At 62.8% G+C, this 21,781-nt stretch carries 21 protein-coding genes; 18 read left to right on the top strand and 3 right to left on the bottom strand.

The annotated features are described in order from the left end of the window. Window positions 1-51: 51 nt before the first annotated feature. Window positions 52-897, bottom strand: coding sequence for a cytochrome c oxidase subunit II (gene coxB / locus RA26_RS04335; protein WP_039180473.1), 846 nt, complete (start codon window positions 895-897; stop codon window positions 52-54). Window positions 898-1,093: 196 nt separating this feature from the next. Between coxB and tldD the strand changes: the two genes are divergently transcribed. From tldD to topA, 3 genes are all read left to right on the top strand, one after another. Continuing rightward, window positions 1,094-2,515 (top strand): metalloprotease TldD, encoded by a 1,422-nt coding sequence (tldD, locus tag RA26_RS04340; RefSeq protein ID WP_039180476.1) that lies wholly within the window; start codon window positions 1,094-1,096, stop codon window positions 2,513-2,515. A 231-nt stretch (window positions 2,516-2,746) separates the two neighbouring features. Beyond that, entirely contained in the window at window positions 2,747-3,928 is a 1,182-nt protein-coding gene (dprA, locus tag RA26_RS04345) for a DNA-processing protein DprA (protein ID WP_039180538.1), read from the top strand. 179 nt (window positions 3,929-4,107) lie between these two features. Beyond that, complete coding sequence (topA, locus tag RA26_RS04350) at window positions 4,108-6,750, top strand: type I DNA topoisomerase (protein WP_039180480.1); 2,643 nt, start codon at window positions 4,108-4,110, stop codon at window positions 6,748-6,750. Here the strand turns inward: topA and RA26_RS04355 are convergent. Next, the gene (locus RA26_RS04355) at window positions 6,747-7,334 is read right to left on the bottom strand and encodes a TetR/AcrR family transcriptional regulator (protein WP_039180482.1); all 588 of its coding nucleotides are present in this window, start codon (window positions 7,332-7,334) and stop codon (window positions 6,747-6,749) included. The two genes, topA and RA26_RS04355, sit on opposite strands and share 4 nt — an antisense overlap. A 65-nt stretch (window positions 7,335-7,399) precedes the next feature. On the opposite strand from RA26_RS04355, the gene RA26_RS04360 reads away from it, so the two are divergent. From RA26_RS04360 to RA26_RS04370, 3 genes are all read left to right on the top strand, one after another. Continuing rightward, complete coding sequence (locus tag RA26_RS04360) at window positions 7,400-7,825, top strand: VOC family protein (RefSeq protein ID WP_039180484.1); 426 nt, start codon at window positions 7,400-7,402, stop codon at window positions 7,823-7,825. 138 nt (window positions 7,826-7,963) lie between these two features. After that, window positions 7,964-8,689, top strand: a complete 726-nt coding sequence (locus RA26_RS04365; RefSeq protein WP_019298342.1) for a CoA transferase subunit A — start codon at window positions 7,964-7,966, stop codon at window positions 8,687-8,689. Then, window positions 8,689-9,318 (top strand): CoA transferase subunit B, encoded by a 630-nt coding sequence (locus RA26_RS04370; RefSeq protein WP_019298341.1) that lies wholly within the window; start codon window positions 8,689-8,691, stop codon window positions 9,316-9,318. Before RA26_RS04365 ends, RA26_RS04370 begins: the two co-directional genes overlap by 1 nt. Before the next feature lie 453 nt (window positions 9,319-9,771). Here the strand turns inward: RA26_RS04370 and RA26_RS04375 are convergent, their stop codons facing one another. Continuing rightward, the gene (locus RA26_RS04375) at window positions 9,772-10,587 is read right to left on the bottom strand and encodes a lytic transglycosylase domain-containing protein (protein WP_193747584.1); all 816 of its coding nucleotides are present in this window, start codon (window positions 10,585-10,587) and stop codon (window positions 9,772-9,774) included. A gap of 357 nt (window positions 10,588-10,944) precedes the next feature. On the opposite strand from RA26_RS04375, the gene RA26_RS04380 reads away from it, so the two are divergent. The 12 genes from RA26_RS04380 to RA26_RS04435 all read left to right on the top strand — a co-directional run bounded on the left by RA26_RS04380 (window position 10,945) and on the right by RA26_RS04435 (window position 21,685). Then, entirely contained in the window at window positions 10,945-11,160 is a 216-nt protein-coding gene (locus tag RA26_RS04380) for a hypothetical protein (protein ID WP_039180491.1), read from the top strand. A 98-nt stretch (window positions 11,161-11,258) separates the two neighbouring features. After that, window positions 11,259-11,468 carry a hypothetical protein gene (locus tag RA26_RS04385; RefSeq protein WP_039180494.1) on the top strand — a complete coding sequence of 70 codons (210 nt, stop codon included), beginning with the start codon at window positions 11,259-11,261 and terminating at the stop codon, window positions 11,466-11,468. Between the two features lie 127 nt (window positions 11,469-11,595). Continuing rightward, window positions 11,596-12,453, top strand: a complete 858-nt coding sequence (gene cpaB, locus RA26_RS04390) for a Flp pilus assembly protein CpaB (protein WP_039180498.1) — start codon at window positions 11,596-11,598, stop codon at window positions 12,451-12,453. Window positions 12,454-12,667: 214 nt separating this feature from the next. Then, a complete protein-coding gene (locus RA26_RS04395) occupies window positions 12,668-14,059 on the top strand; it encodes a type II and III secretion system protein family protein (protein WP_039180501.1) in 1,392 nt (463 codons plus the stop codon). An 18-nt stretch (window positions 14,060-14,077) separates the two neighbouring features. Further along, a complete protein-coding gene (locus tag RA26_RS04400; protein ID WP_039180503.1) occupies window positions 14,078-14,698 on the top strand; it encodes an OmpA family protein in 621 nt (206 codons plus the stop codon). Window positions 14,699-15,056: 358 nt separating this feature from the next. Next, window positions 15,057-16,292 carry an AAA family ATPase gene (locus RA26_RS04405; RefSeq protein WP_039180541.1) on the top strand — a complete coding sequence of 412 codons (1,236 nt, stop codon included), beginning with the start codon at window positions 15,057-15,059 and terminating at the stop codon, window positions 16,290-16,292. 24 nt (window positions 16,293-16,316) lie between these two features. Continuing rightward, complete coding sequence (locus RA26_RS04410) at window positions 16,317-17,753, top strand: CpaF family protein (protein ID WP_039180506.1); 1,437 nt, start codon at window positions 16,317-16,319, stop codon at window positions 17,751-17,753. Beyond that, window positions 17,753-18,721, top strand: coding sequence for a type II secretion system F family protein (locus RA26_RS04415; RefSeq protein ID WP_039180508.1), 969 nt, complete (start codon window positions 17,753-17,755; stop codon window positions 18,719-18,721). Before RA26_RS04410 ends, RA26_RS04415 begins: the two co-directional genes overlap by 1 nt. A 10-nt stretch (window positions 18,722-18,731) precedes the next feature. After that, window positions 18,732-19,715: a type II secretion system F family protein gene (locus tag RA26_RS04420; RefSeq protein WP_039180511.1), complete on the top strand. Its 984-nt coding sequence runs from the start codon at window positions 18,732-18,734 to the stop codon at window positions 19,713-19,715. Then, window positions 19,715-20,305 (top strand): tetratricopeptide repeat protein, encoded by a 591-nt coding sequence (locus RA26_RS04425; RefSeq protein WP_039180513.1) that lies wholly within the window; start codon window positions 19,715-19,717, stop codon window positions 20,303-20,305. The genes RA26_RS04420 and RA26_RS04425 overlap by 1 nt, the downstream gene beginning before the upstream one ends. 30 nt (window positions 20,306-20,335) lie before the next feature. Further along, window positions 20,336-21,184 carry a tetratricopeptide repeat protein gene (locus RA26_RS04430; RefSeq protein WP_039180516.1) on the top strand — a complete coding sequence of 283 codons (849 nt, stop codon included), beginning with the start codon at window positions 20,336-20,338 and terminating at the stop codon, window positions 21,182-21,184. A gap of 3 nt (window positions 21,185-21,187) precedes the next feature. Continuing rightward, on the top strand, window positions 21,188-21,685 hold the full coding sequence (locus tag RA26_RS04435; protein WP_039180519.1) for a prepilin peptidase: 498 nt from the start codon (window positions 21,188-21,190) through the stop codon (window positions 21,683-21,685). The last annotated feature ends 96 nt before the right edge of the window (window positions 21,686-21,781 follow it).

The raw sequence follows: 21,781 nt of genomic DNA on the forward strand, positions 1-21,781 counted from the left end.
CTTGTCACTGTGCGGCACGGGCGCCCCCTCGGGCACCCTGCAGCCAGGGGATCAGTTGGAAGCGACCTGATAGGCCTGCGGGATGCCCGCGTATTCTTCCTTGGCGCCTTCCAGCCAGGCGTCATATTCGGCTTGGGTCACCACTTTGACGGTGATCGGCATATAGGCGTGGTCCTTGCCGCACAGCTCGGAGCACTGGCCGAAGTAGATGCCTTCCTTGCCCTCTTCGACCTTGAACCACAGCTGTGCCAGACGGCCGGGAACCGCGTCCTGCTTCACGCCGAAGGCCGGGATGGTCCAGGAATGGATCACGTCGGCGCCGGTCACGTTCATCACGATGGTCTTGCCCGACGGCACCACGACGGCAGTGTCGGTGGCCAGCAGGTACTCGTCCTCGGCATAGCCGTTTGCAGCCAGGTCTTCCTTTGCCAGCATGAAGCTCTCAAAGCCGAACTCGTGGTCGGAATACTCATAGCCCCAGTACCACTGGTAGCCGGTCACCTTGATGTTGATGTCGCCCTCGGGGATTTCCTGCTGGGCAAACAGCTGCGGCAGCGAGAAGGAGCCGATGAACACCAGCACCAGGATCGGAATCACGGTCCAGGCGATTTCGATCGGGGTATGGTGGGTGAATTTCGCCGGGGTCGGGTTGGCACGCTTGTTGAACCGCAGGATAGCCCACAGCAGCAGGCCGGCCACGAACACGCAGATTACGGTGATGATCACCAGGATCATCCAGTCCAGCTTGTGGATCCCTTCCATCAGCGACGTCGCCGCCGGCTGGAAGTTCAGGCCGCCGTCCACCGGCTTACCAATGGTTTTCAGGCCTTCTTGCGCCATTGCTGGAAGGCTCGAAAGGCCGGCGAAAAGGCCCGAAAGCATCAAAGCGTTTTTCATGTTCTGTCCTGATCGGTTGATCGTATTGTTCCTGCGGCAGCACGAAATGCCCGGGAATCAATGATTCCGCAAAACGCACCTGCCCCGTTGTCTTTGATGCAGCTTAAAACCATATTCGGGCGTACAGATAAAGAGGCAGCCAAGCGTCAAACCGTCGCTTTCTTGATTTAGATCAAAAAAATCTGAGGACCGTGCCATGGAAAACCCATCCTTCCGTCCCTTCGAAACCGCGCTTCCGGAGGATGAGGCGCTGGCCACCCTGCGCGATGCGCTGAACGGTGCGGAGGACGGCGAGATCTTTGCCGAACGCCGCAAGTCGGAGGCGCTGTCCTTTGACGACGGGCGCCTGCGCAGCGCCAGCTACGATGCCTCCGAAGGCTTTGGTTTGCGGGCCGTGAACGGTGATGTGGCGGGATATGCCCATTCCACAGACGTCTCCATCGCCTCGCTGCGGCGGGCGGCGGAAACCGCCAAGCTGGCAGTCGGCGGGGGCGGCGGCACCTACTCGGACGCGCCGCTGGCCACCAACAAGAAGCTTTACACCGACGCCGACCCGATCAGCGCCATGCCGTTCCCGGTCAAGGTGGAGACACTGCGCGAAATTGATGCCTATGCACGTGATCTGGATCAACGCGTGGTGCAGGTCTCCGCGTCACTGGCTGCCTCCCTGCAGGAGGTGGAAATCCTGCGCGCCGACGGGGTGCGGGTACGCGACACCCGCCCGATGGCGCGCCTGAATGTCTCCGTCATCGTCGAAAAGGACGGCCGCCGCGAGAGCGGCTCCGCCGGCGGCGGCGGGCGGCTGGGCCTTGACGGGCTGGTCGATCCCAAGAACTGGCAGGCCCAAGTGCAGGAGGCGCTGCGCATCGCCTTGGTTAACCTTGATGCGGTCCCGGCCCCCGCTGGCGAGATGGATGTGGTGCTTGGCCCCGGCTGGCCAGGCATCCTGCTGCACGAGGCGATCGGCCACGGGCTGGAGGGCGATTTCAACCGCAAGGGGTCCTCGGCCTTTGCCGGTTTGATGGGCCAGCAGATCGCTGCCAAGGGCGTCACGGTGCTGGATGACGGCACCATCCCGGACCGGCGCGGTTCCATCACCGTGGATGACGAGGGCACCCCCAGCCAGAAAACCACGCTGATCGAGGACGGGGTTCTGGTCGGCTTCATGCAGGACCGCCAGAACGCGCGGCTGATGGGGGTCTCCCCCACCGGCAACGGGCGGCGGCAAAGCTATGCCCATGCGCCGATGCCGCGGATGACCAACACCTACATGCTGGGCGGCGAGGCCGATCCCGGCGACCTGGTGGCGGGCATCAAGGACGGCATCTGGGCGGTGGGCTTCGGTGGCGGCCAGGTCGATATCACCAATGGCAAGTTCGTGTTTTCCTGCACCGAGGCCTACCGCGTGAAGGACGGCAAAGTTGGTGAACCGGTTAAGGGCGCCACACTGATCGGCGACGGCGCCACCGCGCTCAAGCAGATCCGCGGCCTCGGCAACGACATGGCGCTGGACCCTGGCATGGGCAACTGCGGCAAGGCCGGGCAATGGGTACCGGTCGGCGTCGGCCAGCCGTCTGTGCTGATGGGCGGGCTGACAGTCGGCGGGTCTGCTGCGTAAATTCCCGGCGAAACCATATACTTGCCGCAAAATCCAGGGCCCGGCTGCACAGCCAGCCGGGCTCAAACACGGCAAACACAGCCGCACAACCTTTGCTTGAATGTGAATTTCTTCTTCAGTTTTCGCAACTTAGCAAAAATTTTCGGGGCATTACCAAAAAATTGCCAGGTGTTCACCACCTGTTAACCCCCTCAAGGTTAATTCTTGTCCTGCAAACAGGCGGAGCTGCGGATGACCGAAGAAACACTTTCTTCCACTCACCCCCCACTCCCACCCACCACGGAAGATAACCGGTATTCATGGCTTCGCCTTTTGCGCTCCAAACGGGTCGGCCCGGTGACCTTTCACCGGCTGCTCGCAGAATATGGTTCGGCGCAGAACGCGCTGGATGCGCTGCCCGAAGTGGCACGCTCCGCAGGCATCAAAGGGTATGAAACATGCCCTGCCAAGGCGGTGGACAAAGAACTCAAGACCGCAAAAGCCGCCAAAGCGCGGCTTTTGTGCTTTTCAGACCCCGAATATCCCGCCCTTCTCAAGGGCCTGAAAGATGCGCCGCCCCTCTTGTGGGCTATCGGCGACCTGTCGGTGCTGGACCGCCCGATGATCTCGATGGTGGGCGCGCGTAATGCTTCCTCGCTGGGGGTGCGCATGGCGCGGTCTCTGGCCCATTCCCTGGGCGAGGCCGGATATATCGTGGTTTCCGGCATGGCCCGCGGCATCGACACCGCGGCCCATCAGGCGGCGTTGAAAACCGGCACTATCGCGGTGCTGGCGGGCGGAGCGGACGTGATCTACCCGGCGGAAAACGCCAAACTGGCGGCTGACATAACTGAGACCGGGCTGCGGCTGTCGGAACAGCCCATGGGCCTTACGCCGCAGGCCCGCGATTTCCCCAAACGCAACCGGATCATCGCCGCCCTGTCCCGCGCCCTGGTGGTGGTGGAGGCCGCCGCCAAATCCGGTAGCCTGATCACCGCAAGGGACGCGCTGGACTATGGCCGCGAGGTGCTGGCGGTGCCCGGCCACCCGTTTGATGCGCGCAGCTCAGGCTGCAACCGGCTGATCCGCGACGGCGCCACGCTGGTGCGCGACGCCCAGGATGTGTTGGAGGCCCTGCCGCCGCAGGAGCTGCCCGCAGCGCAGGCCGCCGCCCCGCAGGATCTGCAGCAGGCGCTGGCCGCCCTGCCGCCGCAGCCCCCGCAGCGCCGCAGCCTGGCTGAGACCCACGCCCTGCACCAGCAGATCCTCGGCAGCCTCGGCCCCTCCCCCACCTCTGAAACACAGCTGATCCGCGACCTGTCCCTGCCGCCGCAGGACGTGGCTCCGGCCCTAACCGACCTTGAGCTGGAAGGCGCGATCTGCCGCGATCCCGGCGGCCTGCTGTCCCGTGCCTATCCTGAGGACAAGGATTGATCCCCCCTGACGGCGCCACTGACGCCAACATCACCCCCCGCAGGAACCCGCCGCAACAGGACCGCAATGGCAGCAATTGCGCCGCGTCCATTGAGCCCGGATTGACATTCTCCCCTTGCGCCCCACATCCTGCCCCGCCATAGAACCCGGCAAACCGGTCCGAAGAGGTATCAGAATTTATGCCAGTAGTAGTTGTCGAATCCCCGGCCAAAGCAAAAACAATCAATAAATATCTTGGCCCCGACTATACGGTTCTGGCGTCTTACGGGCATGTGCGCGACCTGCCGGCCAAGGACGGATCGGTCGACACCGACAATGATTTCGGCATGACATGGGAGGTCGCCAACGATTCCCGCAAGCATGTGAAGGCCATTGCCGACGCGCTGAAAGAGGACAATGCGCTGATTCTCGCCACCGACCCCGACCGCGAGGGAGAGGCAATCAGCTGGCACCTGCAGGAGGCGCTGACCAAGCGGCGCTCGATCAAGAAGGACACCGCCGTCAGCCGCGTGACCTTCAACGCGATCACCAAGGAAGCGGTGACCGAGGCGATGCAGAACCCGCGCCAGGTCGATATGCCGCTGGTGGAGGCCTATCTGGCACGCCGCGCGCTGGATTACCTCGTGGGCTTCAACCTGTCGCCGGTCTTGTGGCGCAAACTGCCGGGTGCGCGCTCGGCGGGCCGGGTGCAATCCGTCTGCCTGCGCCTGATCGTCGAGCGCGAGATGGAAATCGAGGCGTTCAATCCGCAGGAGTACTGGTCCGTGCGCGCCCAGATGGCCACCCCCCGCGGCCAGGAGTTCGAGGCGCGCCTGACCGTCATGGGCGGCGAAAAACTCGACAAATACAGCCTGAAGAATTCCACCTCTGCCGAACTGGCAGTGCAAGCCGTGGCCTCGCGCAAGCTGTCGGTGCTGTCGGTCGAGGCCAAGCCCGCGGCCCGCAATCCCTCTGCCCCCTTCATGACCTCGACCCTGCAGCAGGAAGCCAGCCGCAAGTTCGGCATGGGCGCGCGCCAGACCATGAACGCGGCCCAGCGTTTGTATGAGGCGGGCCTCATCACCTATATGCGGACCGACGGTATCGACATGGCGCCCGAGGCTGTGCAGGAAGCCCGCGCCGAGATCGAGAAGCGCTATGGCTCAGAATACGTTCCCAACAGCCCGCGGATCTACAAGAACAAGGCGAAGAACGCGCAGGAAGCGCACGAATGTATCCGCCCCACCGACATGAGCCGCGATGCCGCCAGCCTGAAGGTCAGCGACGACGACCAGCGCAAGCTTTATGACCTGATCTGGAAACGGACCCTGTCCTGCCAGATGGAAGGCGCCCGGCTGGAGCGCACCACAGTCGATATCGGCTCTGCCGACAGCCAAGTCGTGCTGCGCGCCACCGGCCAGGTGGTGCTGTTTGACGGCTTCATGCGGGTTTATGAGGAAGGCCGCGACGATGTGGCGGATGAGGACGACAAGCGCCTGCCGCAGATCATGCAGGGCGAGGCGCTGAAATTCGCATCCTCCTTGGCAGCGCAGGCAGAGAAGGCAGGCAAGGACGCCTCTGTCCTCTCTGAGGACGGTGCCGTGCTGGCGCTGCAACACCACACCCAGCCGCCGCCGCGCTATACCGAAGCGACGCTGGTCAAGCGGATGGAAGAGCTGGGCATCGGCCGCCCCTCGACCTATGCGTCCGTGATCACCACGATCCAGGACCGCGAATACGTCCGCAAGGAAAAGAACCGCCTGTTCCCCGAGGACAAGGGCCGGATCGTTACCATCTTCCTGCTGAACTTCTTCCGCAAATACGTCGGTTACGAGTTCACCGCCAATCTGGAAGAAGAACTGGACGACGTGAGCGCGGGCGACGGCGACTATAAAGAGCTTCTGGGCAAGTTCTGGCGGGATTTCTCGGCAGCCATTGCTGAAACCTCCGAGTTGCGCATCACCGAGGTGCTGGATGTGCTGGATGATGCGCTGGCACCGCAGCTCTATCCGCCGCGTGAAGATGGCACCGACCCGCGCACCTGCCCGAAGTGCGGCGCAGGCCAGCTGCACCTCAAGACCTCGCGCACCGGCGGCTTTGTCGGTTGCGGCAATTACCCGGAATGCAACTACACCCGGCCGATCTCCGGTGAAGGTGCCGAGGGCTATGAGCGTATTCTGGGCGAGGACGACGGCGACGAGATCCACCTGAAATCCGGCCGCTTCGGCCCCTACGTTCAGCGCGGCGAGGCGACGCCCGAGAACAAGAAGCCGCCGCGCTCCTCGCTGCCCAAACAGGGCAAGGATTTCCTGCCCGGCTGGGGCCCGAATGAGATCACCCTGGAACAGGCGCTGACCCTGCTGACCCTGCCGCGCGAGATCGGCCAGCACCCGGACGGCGGTGCGATCCAGTCCAACCTGGGCCGCTTCGGGCCGTACATCGCGCACCAACTGCCCGACGAGGAAAAGCCGGTTTACGTGAACCTCAAGGAGACGCTGGACGTCTTTGAGATCGGCATGAACCGGGCGGTGGAGATGCTGGCGGAGAAGCGCGCCAACCCGGGCCGCGGACGCGGACGGGCTGCCGCCAAGCCGCTGAAGGAGCTGGGCGAGCACCCCGAAAGCGGCGGTGCCGTCAACATCCTGGACGGGCGTTACGGGCCTTACGTCAAATGGGAGAAGGTGAACGCCACCCTGCCCAAGGACGTGGAGCCCAAGGACGTGACCATGGAGATGGCGGTGCAGCTGATTGCCGAGAAGTCCTCCAAGGGCGGCAAGAAAAAGGCAGCGGCGAAGAAGCCCGCCGCCAAGAAGAAACCTGCCGCCAAAAAAGCCTCGACCTAAGTCACCGGTACGATGGCGGCACGCATCAATGCCGCCATCGCCGCCTCATAAGGCGCGGACTCAGCACCTTCGGCAATGGCAAGCGCTGCCCTGTCGAAGGCCGCTGACATCACCGCCGCCAGCGCATCAAGCTCACCTTCTTTCAGGCCCGTGCCCGCAGACGCCAGCCCCGCGCGCAGCGCACTGCGCCCGCCGCCGGCATCAATTTCGTCCATCGCAGCGGCTCCCAGCACAGCGGGCCCGTCCACCAGCAGTATGCGGGCGCGGCCCGGCTTCGCCATTGCGGCAAAGAACGCCCGGCTGCCCGCCTCCAGCCCCTCCCCGCCCGGCACCTTGGCCGCGGCCTCGATTGCCTTGGTAACCGCTTGGGCCTCGGCCTCGGCAACAGCACGGAACAGCGCCTCCTTGCCATCGAAGTGATGGTAAAGCGCGCCGCGCGTGACCTCCGCGGCCTTGACGATTTCCGGCGTTGATGTCTCGGCGTAGCCCTTTTCCGAAAACAGTTTGCGGGCGGCAGCGATCAGCCGCTCACGCATGGCGGCGCGGCGCGCGGTGTTTGGGACGGGAGTATTTCTCTCTTGCATACATGCAGCCTGTATGTTTATTTCCACATGCATACAGACTGTATGTTTTTATAATGAGGTGCAAGATGAAAGTCACTCAATACTATCCGGTGCTGCAAACAAACGATGTTGCGGGCACCGCCGCGTTTTACCAAACCCATTTTGGCTTCCGCCCGGCTTTCGAGGCAGACTGGTACGTGCATCTGCAGTCCCGCACCGACCCGTCGGTGAACCTGGCCATCCTGGATGGCACGCACCCCACGGTCCCAGAGGCCGGGCGCGGCAACAGTGCCGGCGTCATCCTGAACTTCGAGGTGGAGGATGCCGCAGCCGAATACACCCGGCTGACCGGCGCAGGCCTGCCGGTGCTGAAGCCGCTCACCGACGAAGACTTCGGGCAGCGCCACTTCATCACGGCAGACCCGAACGGTGTGCTGATCGACGTGATCACCCCGATCCCGCCCAGCGCGGAATTCGCGGCACAATACGCCGAAGACGCCCTGCCTGTATGACTTCCGGCCTTGACGGTCTGCCGGAACTGGCGGGCCGTCAAAGCGGCTCCGTAGAAATACGCAGCCGTCTCCGTATTCATTGACTCTGCACCGGCTGAGCGCCAGAACTCCCTGCAACCGGCATAATGGGAGATCTCCATGAAAAAGGTATATTCCAGCGCCGCTGAAGCGCTCGACGGGCTGCTTCACGACGGCATGTTCATCGCCGCGGGCGGCTTTGGCCTCTGCGGCATTCCCGAGCTGCTGCTGCAGGCGATCAAGGACGCGGGCACCAAGGACCTGACCTTTGCCTCCAACAACGCGGGCGTTGACGATTTCGGCATCGGCATCCTGCTGCAGACCCGGCAAGTGAAGAAGATGATCTCCTCCTACGTGGGGGAAAACGCCGAATTCATGCGCCAGTACCTGAGCGGCGAGCTGGAACTGGAGTTCAACCCGCAAGGCACCCTAGCCGAGCGCATGCGCGCCGGCGGCGCGGGCATCCCCGGCTTTTTCACCAAGACCGGCGTTGGCACCGTGATTGCCGAAGGCAAGATGGAAAAGCAGTTCCCCACCGGCCCGGACGGCGCCATGGAGGATTATATCATGGAGGAAGGCATCTTTGCCGACCTCGCCATCGTCAAGGCCTGGAAGGCGGATGAGACCGGCAACCTGGTGTTCCGCAAGACCGCGCGCAACTTCAACGCGCCGGCCGCGACCTGCGGCAAGGTCTGCGTGGTTGAGGTCGAGGAAATCGTGCCCACCGGCTCGCTCGATCCGGACTCGATCCACCTGCCCGGCATCTACGTGCACCGCATCATCAAGGGTGACCACGAAAAACGCATCGAACAGCGCACCGTCCGTCAGAAGAAGGAGCAAGCATAATGCCTTGGGACCGCAATCAGATGGCGGCACGCGCCGCGCAGGAGCTGCAGGACGGCTGGTATGTGAACCTCGGCATCGGCATTCCGACGCTGGTCTCCAACTACATCCCCGAAGGTGTGGAAGTGACCCTGCAGTCGGAGAACGGCATGCTGGGCATGGGCCCCTTCCCCTATGAGGGCGAAGAGGATGCCGACCTGATCAACGCCGGCAAGCAGACCATCACGGAACTGCCGCAGACCGCCTATTTCGACTCGGCGCAGTCGTTTGCGATGATCCGCGGCGGCAAGATCGCGATGGCGATCCTGGGCGCGATGGAAGTGGCCGAGAACGGCGACCTGGCGAACTGGATGATCCCCGGCAAGCTCGTGAAGGGCATGGGCGGCGCCATGGACCTGGTGGCAGGCGTCGGCCGCGTGGTGGTGGTGATGGACCACGCCAACAAACATGGTGACAGCAAGGTGCTGAAGGAATGCACCCTGCCGCTGACAGGCCGGGGCGTGGTCGACCGGATCATCACCAACCTGGGCGTTCTGGACGTTGTTGAGGGCGGGCTGAAAATCGTGGAATGCGCCGAGGGCGTCAGCGAAGACGAACTGCGTGCAGCCACCGAAGCCACCATCGTGGACTGACGCGGCGCTGCCGCCGCGGATATAGCCAAACGCCTGCCTCAGCCGCAGGCCTTCAAGCCGCCGGGGCGCATCTGCCCGGGCGGTTTTTGTTTTGCAGGTCTTTGTTGTTCTGTTCGGTTCGTGCCGTTTCGCGCTGTGTCCCAGTTAAGGGGGCGGCGCCGCCGGGTGGAGGTGGACAGACCCCGCCGGGGGCCTGCTCGGACAGGATATCCTGGACGACCCCCTTTTTATCAGGGCCGGTCTCCGGGTGTCGCGCAGGCAGCCCAAAGATGCCTGCGCCTCGTATCATGGCCCATGCGCGGAGCCATGGCGGGGGATCGCGATCTTTTGGGAGTGTGGCAGAGGGGCATGAGGATTGCGTGAAGGGGGCGTACGGTGGGTGCGCAACACCCTGCGAAAGAACACCATCCCGTCCGGAACATAGCGCGTAGCGCCGCCCGGCGCATCGCGGCCTCAGTTCTGCATCCGGAACACACAGCCGTCGGACAGGAACATTTGCGGGGTCGTGCACAGACCGCGCGCGACCTGATAGGCGGCCAGCACCTTGGGCACATAGTCGCGCGTCTCGGCATAGGGCGGCACGCCTTTGTGGCTCCGCACCGCGCCCTCGCCCGCGTTGTAGCCTGCCAGAACCAGCATCGGGTCGCCCCCGAACTCCTTCATCAGCCAGTCGAGATAGCGGACGCCGCCGGAAATGTTCTGCTTGGCCTCCAGCGCGTCGCTGACCCCGAACCGCGCGGCGGTGTCCGGCATCAGCTGCATCAGCCCCTGCGCCCCGGCAGAGCTGACCGCATCGGGTTTGCCGGCGGATTCGACGGCAATCACCGCAAGGACCAGGGCCGGCGACACCTGGGTGCCGGCGCTTTCGGTCAGAATCTGCACACCGCGCTCCTGAACGATGTCCTGCATCAGCTGCAGCCGGGGGGCCGCCAGCCCCTTGGCGCCCTTCAACGCCTGCATGGCATCGTCCAGCCGCCCCGGCCCGGCCCCCTCCAGCCCCGGCGCAACCTTGTCCCAGAACCAGGTGTAGCGCCCGGCAGGCGGCGGCGGTGCGGGCTCTCCGGCGGCAGGGGCTGCCGGGCTTGCGATGTCCGCCTCCGGCTCTGGCGCGGGCTCGATCTGCACGGTGATGCGCTTGCCGGATCCCGGTGCAGGCGGCTTGACCCGCTTTGCTTCGAACGCGGGAAAGGGTTTGGGCGCCTCCTGCCCCGCTGCCGCCAAGGGCAAGACGCACAGGGCCGCCGACAATATTGCGTTTCGCACGGACATTGCTCTGCCTGCCGTTGGTTTTTATCGCCCGAGACTCGGAAAACCGGCGGGCGAATACCAGCTTTTCCGCCCGGGAATCTGGCGTAATCGCCATATTTACCCCTGACTGGCGCGAAAATACCACGGGAGTCCCGCTGGTAATGATTTTTTAACCCCACAAAAACAACAGGTTACGCAAGATCTTGTTGAAAAGTTAAAATTGGGCAGCGTTTTACGGCTTTCAGCCCAAATCCTGCCACGCTGCACTGGCTATATGTACTCATCCAAGCCGGACAGGAACCAAAGCTGGTGAGAGAGCAGGTTCCAGAGCGACGGCGGGATGGACCAAATTCTGAGATCCTTTGGAGGGACCAAACTATGATCAAGTTCATCAAAAACTTCCGCAAAGACGAAGACGGCGCCGTGACTGTTGACTGGGTCGTTCTGACCGCAGCTGTTGCAGCCCTGGCCGGCGTTGCCTACTCCTCGATCGGTGGCGGCATCGAAACCATCGCAGGCTCGACCGGCGACTTCCTGACCGCGGTTGACGGCGAAGTGCCGACCACCTTCGACACCGGCACCACCACTCCGTAAGCAGTGGCCGCAAACGGCAATTTCTTAAGCTGAGGGGCCGCGCATTGCGAAGATGCGCGGCCTCTTTTCCCAAGAAAAGCAGAAAGAAGGTGGAACCCATGTTTTCTCTTTTTGCCAAATTCCGCTCTGAGGAACACGGAGCGGTGACCGTTGACTGGGTTGTTCTGACTGCAGTTATTGCGTCGATTGCAGGCATCGCATTTGTGTCGATCGGGGCGGGCGTTGAGCAAGTCAGCACCAGCACCAAGACCTATGTGAATAACGCTGCCGAAACGATTGGCGAGTTGCAAGCCTCGGTCTTCCAATAAGTCAGGCCATATCCGCCTGATTGCGCATTGCGCCTGCACCCAGGTGCAACTGCCCCTGTAACAATACGGCATTCCGGCGCTGACGCCCCCTGCCCGGCGGGTTGAAGACCACACGAAAGGAACAGTTATGCGCGGTATTTTTGTACTGGTACTGATTGTTGGCGTTGCCCTGGCCGGCGGCGCCGTGATGATGACGAAGAAGTATGTCAGCGCATATCAGAACGCGCTTGCGCAGGAACGCGCGTCCCGGGTTGAGAACATCCCCACCGTCGACATCTTTGTTGCGACGGATACTTTGAAGTACGGCCACCGCCTGACCAAGGAAAGCGTCCGCCAGGTGCGATGGCCCAAGGAAAGCCTGCCGGAAGGCGTGTTCACCAGCCTTGAAGCGCTGTTCCCGCCGGGTTCGGATGAAGCCCCCCGCGTGATTCTGCGCACCATGGAGAAGAACGAGGCCATCATGGCCAGCAAGGTCACCCTGCCCGGGGAAGACGCGGGCATCACTTCGCGGCTGGAACGCGGCATGCGTGCCTTTGCGATCCGTGTGGATGTGTCCTCTGGTGTGTCCGGCTTCCTGCGCCCCGGTGACAAGGTCGATATCTACTGGAGCGGCCAGGTGCGCCAGGCCGGCGCCACCCAGGGTGACTTCACCCGCCTGATCGAGACCAATGTGGAACTGATCGCGGTGGACCAGAAGGCCAGCAACGATATCGATGGTGCCGTCATTGCCCGTACCGTCACAGTTGCAGCGCGGCCGGAACAAGTTGCCGCTCTGGCCCAAGCGCAGAGCACCGGCAAACTGACCCTGGCGCTGGTGGGTGCAGGCGATGACAGCATTGCCTCAGTCATCGAAGTGGACCAGCGCAAGCTTCTGGGCCTTGGTGCGATCGAAGCGCCGCAGGAGGTCGAACGGGAACAAGTCTGCACCATCCGCACCCGCCGCGGCGCCGAAGTTGTGGCCATCCCGATCCCCTGCACCAACTAAGCTTTCTGTTCCATTACAGTGCATTAACAGCTTCAGCCGCGCCTCCTCCCGGAGCGCGGCTGAACTGTCTGTTGCTTAGGCCCCACATGCCGCGCTGCTTAAGAACGGCCCCGAAGCCATTGATTCTTGCAATAATTCGGGAACTGTCCCACAGTGCCGGAAAGAGCGGGCATAAAGACCCGAACAATGAGGCGTGATCGGAAAGGCAGGTCACATGAAAATTCGTAGGTTCGTTGCGGCGGCCCTTTTGGGTCTATCGTTTATTGGCATACCGGGTGCGGATGGGGCATCGGCACAATCCTTGCGGGTGGTGAAAAAAGGCACGGCGGCGACGCTGGACGTGCCCATGAACCGCGCCGTGGTGGTTGAAAGCGAAACCCCCTTTGCGGAACTCAGCATCGCGAATCCGGGCATCGCGGACATCTCGTCCCTGTCCGACCGCACTATTTATGTTCTGGGCAAATCCCCGGGTCTGACCACATTGACGCTGCTTGACGGGTCCGGCCAGCTGATCACCAACGTGGAAGTGCGGGTGGCTGCGGACGTGACCGAATTCAAGGAGCGCCTGCGCCAGATCCTTCCGAACGAGAAAATCGAAGTGCGCACCGCAAACGACGGCATCGTGCTGTCGGGCGTGGTGTCCAGCTCTGCCCGCCTGCAGCGGGCGCTGGACCTGGCGGAGCGCTATGCGCCCGAGCGTGTCAGCAACCTGATGTCGGTTGGCGGCATTCAGCAGGTCATGCTGGAAGTCCGATTCGCCGAGATGCAGCGGTCGGTGACCAAATCGCTCAGCGCGTCTCTGGCGGCCGGTTCAAGCAATAAGGCACTTGAGACCGGTACCATGCTGTCTGCCGACAACGGCCTTAACTCTGCAACGATCACCCCTCAGGACAATATCCAGGGCGCGTTCCTGTTTGATTTCGGTGTTGGCAATGCCCGCGTGCGCCTGCTGCTGGAAGCGCTGGAGCGCAAAGGGCTGGTCCGCACCCTGGCCGAACCGAATCTGTCTGCCCTGTCCGGGCAGGAAGCGAACTTCTTGGCCGGCGGCGAATACCCTGTCCCCACCACCGGGAACGAAGGGGAAATCAGCATTGAATACAAGCCCTTCGGCATCGAGCTCAGCTTCATTCCCCGTGTTGTCGATGGCGATCTGATCAACCTTGAGCTGGTGGCTGCGGTGTCAGCTCTGGACCCGAGCAACGGCTTCACTCTCAACAACCTGACTGTCAGCGCCTTCACCCGCCGTGAAGCATCGACCACTGTCGAGCTGCGGGATGGCGAGAGCTTTGCCATTGCCGGCCTGATCGAAGACAACTTCCTCGACAACAATGCACAGGTGCCTTGGCTGGGCGACGTGCCGATCCTCGGCGCCCTGTTCCGCAGCTCCGATTTCCAGCATTCGCAATCGGAACTGGTTATCATTGTCAGTGCGCATCTGGTCACACCGACCCGCGGCGAGGCGCTGGTGCTGCCGACCGACCGCGTGAAAGCGCCCAGCGAAGGGGAGCTGTTCCTGTTCGGCAAAACGGAGCGCAATGCAAAAGGCGCTGCTGCCGAAGTTGCGCGTCAGGATTTCAACGGCTCCTACGGCTACGTGCTGGACTAAGCAGAGGGAATTGAGCGGATGATCAAAAAAATCGCCTGGGCCGGCCTGATGCTGAGTGTCGCAGCCTGCACTGACGCCACAGGTTTCAGCGCACAGCAACAAAGGCATTTCGGCGACGCGGCGGCAACCAACGCGGCTGTCATGAAGGGCGACCGCAGCTATGCCATTCAACTGGCCGGCCGCTTCGCCAAGGAAGTGCCCAATACCATCAACTTTGACTTCGACAGCGCACGCCTGGATCAAGAAGCCCGTGCTGTGCTGGACCGGCAGGCGCATTGGATCAAGCAGTTCCCCGAGGTCCGGTTCCGCGTGTTCGGCCACACGGATGCAGTAGGCAGCAACGCCTACAACAAATCCCTCGGCCTGCGCCGGGCGCGTGCAGCGGTCAACTACCTGGTATCGCGCGGCATCAGCCGCAACCGGCTTGAGGCGGTGGTCTCCTTCGGCGAGACGCAGCCGCTGATTCCGACGCCGGACCGCGAGCGCCGCAACCGCCGCACCGTGACCGAGGTGAGCGGCTTCCTGAAGCGGCACCCGACCCTGCTGGACGGCAAATACGCCAAGGTCATTTACCGCGAGTATATCGAGAGCGCGATACCTCCGACCTCGCTGACCATCACCACCATCGACGAAGGTTAATAAGACGGGCCCTGGGATCAGGGCCCTTTCTTTTTTGCACCGCTGGTTTGCCTGACTTTGTTCCTGACCAGGCAAGGGCCGCTGGAACAGTGGCACCAATTCAAGCGGCCAAAGCGCAGCTCAGGGGAATACCGGTCAAATCCAAGGGGTCAAAGACGCTGCCTTGCAGCGGTTCACGCGCCAAAGATGCGGGATTGATATGCCCCGCCTCCAGCCGCCCGTCGGTTACGAAGTAGTAACAATTCCCCATATTTGGGGATTTTTGGCCCCAATATCGCCTAGATTGCCGCCGACATTGTTTCCAAGAGGCGGACTGTGCCCAAAGCCCGGTCCACCCAAGTGAACAAGGATGATGGCGATGAGCAGCGGTATGCCGCAAACAGAAACACCTGCGATTGTTGCCTGCACTGTCAGCCGCGACGTGCAGAATTTCGACCTCCTGATTGAAGACATGGAAGCCGCTCTGGGTGAGGCCTGGGGCGATCTGGGCTTTACCGAGGCGCTGGCCTTCTTTGGCCAGGCGGAAGCAGAACCGCTGCAATTCATTGCTCTGGCCATCGACAGCGCCGACGAGGGCGACCTGCCGCTGATGGGAGAGATCATCACCCAAGCCAAGGCGCGCGGCATCAAGGTCATCCTGATTGCCGAAGACGTGACCCCGGCCGCGCTGCACACGCTGCTGCGCCAGGGTGCTGACGAATTTGTCCCCTACCCTCTGCCGGAACAGGAGCTGCAGGCGGCCATCGAACGGCTGCAGGCACCGGCTCCGGCTCCTGCAGCGACGCAGAACCAGCATCCGCTGCAGTCCGGCAGCCAGCGCGAAGGCGCGGTGATCGTCTGCCACGGGCTGGCCGGAGGCACCGGCTCCACCACCATGGCTGTCAACCTGGCCTGGGAGCTTGCGGCGCTCAGCGAGCATGAAGAGCCGACCGTCTGCCTGCTGGACCTCGATTTGCAGGCGGGCTCGGCCGCAACATATTTGGACCTGCCGCGCCGCGACGCTGTGATGGAAATGCTGAGCGAATCGGAGAGCATGGACGAGGATCTGTTCGGCCAGGCCCTGATCCCCTTTCAGGAGAAGCTGCAGGTCCTGACAGCGCCGGCCGAAATGGTGCCGCTCGACCTGCTGTCGCCTGAGGACATTACCCGTGTCATCACCCTGGCCCGCAGACATTTCGATTTCGTCGTCATCGATATGCCGCACACGCTGGTGCAGTGGACCGAAACGGTGCTGAACCTGGCGCATGTCTATTTCGCGCTGATCGAGCTGGATATGCGCTCGGCCCAGAACGCGCTGCGTCTGAAGCGGGCGCTGCAGGCCGAAGACCTGCCGTTCGAGAAGCTGCGTTTTGCGCTGAACCGGGCGCCCAAGTTCACCGATCTGACCGGCAAGAGCCGGGTCAAGCGGATGGCCGAATCCCTGGGGATCTCGATCGACCTGCAGCTGCCTGACGGCGGCAAGCAGATCCTGCAGAGCTGCGACCACGGGCTGCCGCTGGCCGTCTCTGCCGCGAAGAACCCGTTGCGCAAGGAAATTGCCAAGCTTGCAGCCTCGCTGCACGAGCTGGGCCGCAGTGAAGCAGAAGCCGCCTGAACGGCTTGAATTGGGGGTGAGTTGATGTTTTCCAAGTACAAGAAACAGGCCGCGAAACCTGCTGCACCGGCGCCGGCGCCGGAGCCGGCTGCGGGTGCAAACGGCAAGCCAGCAGTCAGCCTGCGGCGCCCGGTCCAGCGCAAGGCGGCGGAAGCCGCCCCGATGGACAAGGAGCGCAAACGCAAGGAGCGGCTGAACGAGATCAAGATCCAGCTGCACCGGGAGCTTCTGGAGAACCTGAACCTGGCGGCGCTGGAGCGCGCGGGCGAGGCCGAGCTGCGGTCGGAGATCTCCAACATCTCGACAGAGATCCTGGCCGAAAAGAGCATCGTGCTGAACCGCGAGGACCGGCAGACGCTGAACAAGGAACTCTATGACGAGGTGACCGGGCTTGGCCCGCTGGAAACCCTGCTGCAGGACGAGACGGTCAGCGATATTCTGGTAAACGGCCCGCATCAGATCTTTGTCGAGCGCAGCGGTAAGCTGGAACTCAGCGACATCGGGTTCAAGGATGAGAAGCACCTGATGCGGATCATCGACAAGATCGTGTCCGCCGTGGGCCGTCGCGTCGATGAGAGCAACCCCTATGTGGACGCCCGCCTGGCCGATGGCTCGCGTTTCAACGCCATGGTGCCGCCGATTGCAGTGGACGGGTCGCTGGTGTCGATCCGGAAGTTCAAAAAGGACAAGCTGGGCATCGATGACCTGGTGCAATTCGGTGCCTTCACCGAGGAAATGGCGGCCTATCTGCAGGCCGCTGTCTCCACCCGCCTAAACGTCATCGTTTCCGGCGGTACCGGATCCGGTAAGACCACCACACTGAACGCACTGTCGTCTTTTATCGACAACGCCGAGCGTATCCTGACCATCGAGGATACAGCGGAACTTCAGCTGCAGCAGACCCATGTGGGCCGGATGGAGAGCCGCCCGCCCAACGTGGAAGGCAAAGGCGAGGTTTCCCCGCGCGACTGTCTGAAGAACGCGCTGCGGATGCGCCCCGACCGCATCATCGTCGGCGAGACCCGCGGCGAGGAAGTGATCGACATGCTGCAGGCCATGAACACCGGCCACGACGGCTCAATGACCACGATCCACGCCAACTCTGCCCGTGACGGCATCTCGCGTCTGGAAAACATGATCGCCATGGCTGGCATCGAAATGCCGATCAAGGCGGTGCGCAGCCAGATCGCCTCGGCTGTGAACCTGATTGTGCAGGCCTCGCGCCTGCAGGACGGTTCGCGCCGGATGACCTCGATCACCGAAATCACCGGCATGGAGGGCGACGTGATCTCGATGCAGGAAATCTTCCGGTTCCAGCGCGTCGGCCTGACCCCGGACAACAAGATCATCGGCCACTTCACCGCGACCGGCGTGCGCAGCCACTTCTCGGAGCGGTTCCGCCTGTGGGGCTACGACCTGCCGCCGTCGATCTATGAACCCACCACGATGGAGCCGCGCTGATGGAACTGAGTGCCGAACCGCTTATCTACGGCGCGATCTTCTTTGGGATTCTGGCGCTGGTCGAAGGCCTGTATCTGTTTGTCTTTGGCAAATCCATCAGTCTGAACAGCAAGGTCAACCGCCGGCTGGAGATGATGGAGAAGGGCAACAACCGCGAGCAGGTGCTGGAGCAGCTGCGCAAGGAGATGGGCCAGCACGCCAAATCGCAGTCGATCCCGCTGTATTCCCTGCTGTCCGAACGGGCGCAGAAGGCGGCCATCGCCTTTTCTCCAAAGCAGCTGATCGTGATCATGGCCGGTTTGGCCGGGCTGGCGTTTGTCGGTCTCAGTATCGGTACTGCGGCGCCGCTGCCGGTCCGCATTCTCGGCGCTGTGATCATCGGCGTGGGCGCGGTGTTCTTCTGGGTCAACAAGAAGGCCGCCAAGCGCATGGCTCTGATCGAGGAACAGCTGCCCGATGCGGTGGAACTGATGGTGCGCTCCTTGCGCGTCGGCCACCCGTTCACATCAGCCATTCAGATCGTCTCCAATGAGGTCGAGGACCCGCTGGCCACCGAATTCGGCGTTATTTCCGATGAATGCGCCTATGGCCGCGACGTCGGCGAGGCGCTCAAGGAGATGGCAGAGCGCCTGGACATGCAGGACATGCGCTTCCTGGCGGTGGCTGTGACCATCCAGCAGCAGTCAGGCGGCAACCTGGCCGAAGTCCTGGCAGGTCTTGCCAAGGTGATCCGCGCCCGCTTCCGCCTGTTCCGCCGCGTGAAGGCGATCACCGCCGAGGCGCAATGGTCCGGCAAGTTCCTGTCGGGCTTCCCGCTGCTGTGCCTGATCGGGATCCTGGTCAAGGACCCCAACTACTATGACAACGTCACGGACCACCCCTGGTTCATCCCTGCATGTTTCGTCGTGGGCGCAATGCTGACCGCCAACCTGATCGTCATGCGCATTCTGACCAACATCAAAGTCTAAGGAGCGGACCGTGGATTTCCTGACCGGTATTGAAGGCTTCCTCACAGCGCAGTTCGGCCCGTTCGGCCCGCTTCTGGCGCTTGGCATTGCAGGTTTGTTCATGATCCTGCTGGCCATTCCTCTGCTCATGAACCAGCCCGAAGACCCGCTGAAGAAGCTGCAGAAGAACATCAAACCGGAAACCCGGCAATCGCCGCAGAAGCAGCGGCTGCGGCAGACCGGGCGCAATGAACAGCTGCAGAAGTTCGCCAATTTCCTGGAGCCGCAGAATGCTGACGAGCTGTCCGCGATGGAGCTGCGGCTGCGTCAGGCGGGCTATATCTCCAAGGACTCTGTGCGGCTGTTCCACTTTGCCCAGTTTGCCCTTGGGCTTGTCGGCCTGATGGGCGGGTTGTTCTTTGTCTATGTTCTGAAGGCGGATGTGGAGTTTGACGGCCAGCAGATGGCCATCCGCATTCTTGCGCCAGCGGCTGCGTGCTATTTCCTGCCCCGTTACTGGATCACCCGCCGCATCGCGGCCCGCAAGGAGGCGATCACGGACGCATTCCCGGATGCGCTGGACATGATGCTGGTCTGCGTCGAGGCCGGGCAGTCGCTGGATCAGGCCATCGTCAGGGTTGCCTCGGAACTGCGCAGCTCCTACCCGGAGCTGTCGGAGGAGTTCCAGGTGGTCGCCCATGAAATGAAGGCGGGCAAGGACAAGGACAAAGTGCTGCGCGATTTCGGCACCCGCTGCGGCGTGATGGATGTCTCCTCCTTTGTGACGGTGATGATCCAATCCTCCAGCTTCGGCACTTCGATCGCTGACGCGCTGCGGGTGTATGCAGGTGAAATGCGTGACAAAAGGGTCATGCGGGCGGAAGAGGCGGCAAACAAGTTGCCTGTGAAGATGACACTTGCCACAATGGGGCTGACAGTTCCGCCGCTGCTGATCATCCTGGTCGGCCCCTCGGCGCAGAACATCGCAAATCTGGGCAATCTGGGACCCCAATAATGAATTTGACAGAACGGGCACCCGCTGCCCGGCTGCTCTTGGCCCTCACCGCCGCCAGCGCTGTTGCGCTGGCGGCTTCATGTGCGCCGGGCGGTTTGAGACAAGACAAGGACAGCCCCTGGGCACCGGGCGCGGACCTGCGCGGCGAGGAAGCCGACGCGCTGCTGGTCGGCAACCGGCTGATGGCCGCGGGAGAGTACAACCTGGCGCTTGAGGCCTTCACCCGGGCGGCGCTGGATCATGGGCTGACACCGGAAGTGCTGTCCGGCATGGGCAGCGCCCAGCTGGGCCTGCGGCGCCTGGGACAGGCCGAAGACCTGCTGCGCCAGGCCGTGGCCGCCGATCCGGAGTGGCCGGAACCGATGAACAATCTGGGTGTCACGCTGATGGAACGCGGCAAGACGGCCGAAGCAGTGCAGGTGTTCCATCGCGCCTACGCGCTCGACAATGGCGAAAGTGACGCAATCCGCGATAATTTACGCCTGGCACTCGCAAAACTTGAAAATCCTGCGCATACTGCTCCGCAAAAAGAAGACTACAAATTGGTGCGGCAGGGTGGCGGCAGCTACCTGATTCGCCAGACACCATAACAGAGGCAGAGCAGTAAAAAGGACGCACCAATGCGCCAGCAGATTATTCTATCCGCTTCTCTGGCAGGGGCGCTGGTCCTGTCGGCCTGCGCGGAAAAAGCCGATGAATCCGTCGAACGCGCCTTGCAGGAAGTGAACGTCATCGACGAAAGCAATCTCAACGATGTGATGCTGAACGTGGCCGATCCGAATGAAGCGGTGGCCCATTTCCAGCGCACCATCAGGAACAGCCCGGACCGGATCGAACTGCACCGCGGCCTGGCGCATTCGCTGACCCGCGCCAAGCGCAACACCGAAGCCGCCGTTGCCTGGAAGCAGGTTGTGTCGATGAAGGATACCACCAGCGAGGACCGCGTCCATCTGGCCGGCGCCCTGGTGCGCAGCGGTGCATGGGATGAGGCCAAGGCGGAACTGGACAAGGTGCCGCCGACCTATGAGACCTATGAGCGCTACCGGCTGGAAGCTGTTGTCGCCGACGCCAACAAGGACTGGAAGCGCGCCGACAGCTTCTATGAAATTGCGGTCGGGCTGACCACCACACCCGCCAAGATCATGAACAACTGGGGTTATTCCAAGCTGACCCGCGGCGATTTCACCGGTGCTGAGCGCCTGTTCGGCGACGCGATCCGTCAGGACCAGAGCCTGTTCACCGCCAAGAACAACCTTGTTCTGGCCCGCGGCGCACAGCGCAACTACAGCTTGCCGGTCATCCCGCTGAAGCAGACCGAGCGCGCTCTGCTGCTGCACACGCTGGCGCTGTCCGCGATCAAGCAGGGCGACGTCAAGGTTGGCGAAAATCTGCTGCGCGAAGCGATTGCCACCCACCCGCAGCACTTTGAAGAGGCCGCGCGCTCCCTGGCGGCGCTGGAAAACGGCTGAGCCATGCAGTTCCCGGCCCATGCCGCCCTGTGGTTTCTGCCGTTTGTGCTGCCGCTGTGCTACACGGTGGCGCTGACTGACCTGCGCGGCATGCGCATTCCCAACTGGGCCGTTGACCTGCTGGCCGTGATCTATGTGGTGATCGGGGCGCTGGTCATGCCCAGCTGGGCTGACTACGGCTGGCATCTTCTGCACTTGCCTGTCGGCATCGGCCTGGGCTTCCTGTTTTACGCCGCCGGCGCTGTCGGCGCCGGCGACGCTAAGTTTGCAGGCGCCGCGGCGCCGTTCGTTGCGCTTGGCGATCTGCGGTTCCTGATGGTGGTTTTCGCCGCCACCCTGCTGGCCGGCTTCACCGCGCACCGGATTGCCAAATACACCCGCCTGCGGCAGCTGGCGCCGCAATGGCAAAGCTGGGACACCGGCAAGAGCTTCCCGATGGGCCTGTGCCTGGGGGCAACGCTTGCCATTTACCTGGGCCTGGCCGCGCAATTCGGCAGCTGATGCCATCAGGCGCCGCGCGCCAGCGGTGCCAGCCGGAGGTTAGGCCTTTGGCGGTTTTCACGGCGCTTTCGCGGAAATGCTGCAGCTCTGCCCCGC

The sequence above is a fragment of the Leisingera sp. ANG-M7 genome, from assembly GCF_000813965.1.
In the GTDB taxonomy this organism is placed as follows: Bacteria; Pseudomonadota; Alphaproteobacteria; order Rhodobacterales; family Rhodobacteraceae; genus Leisingera.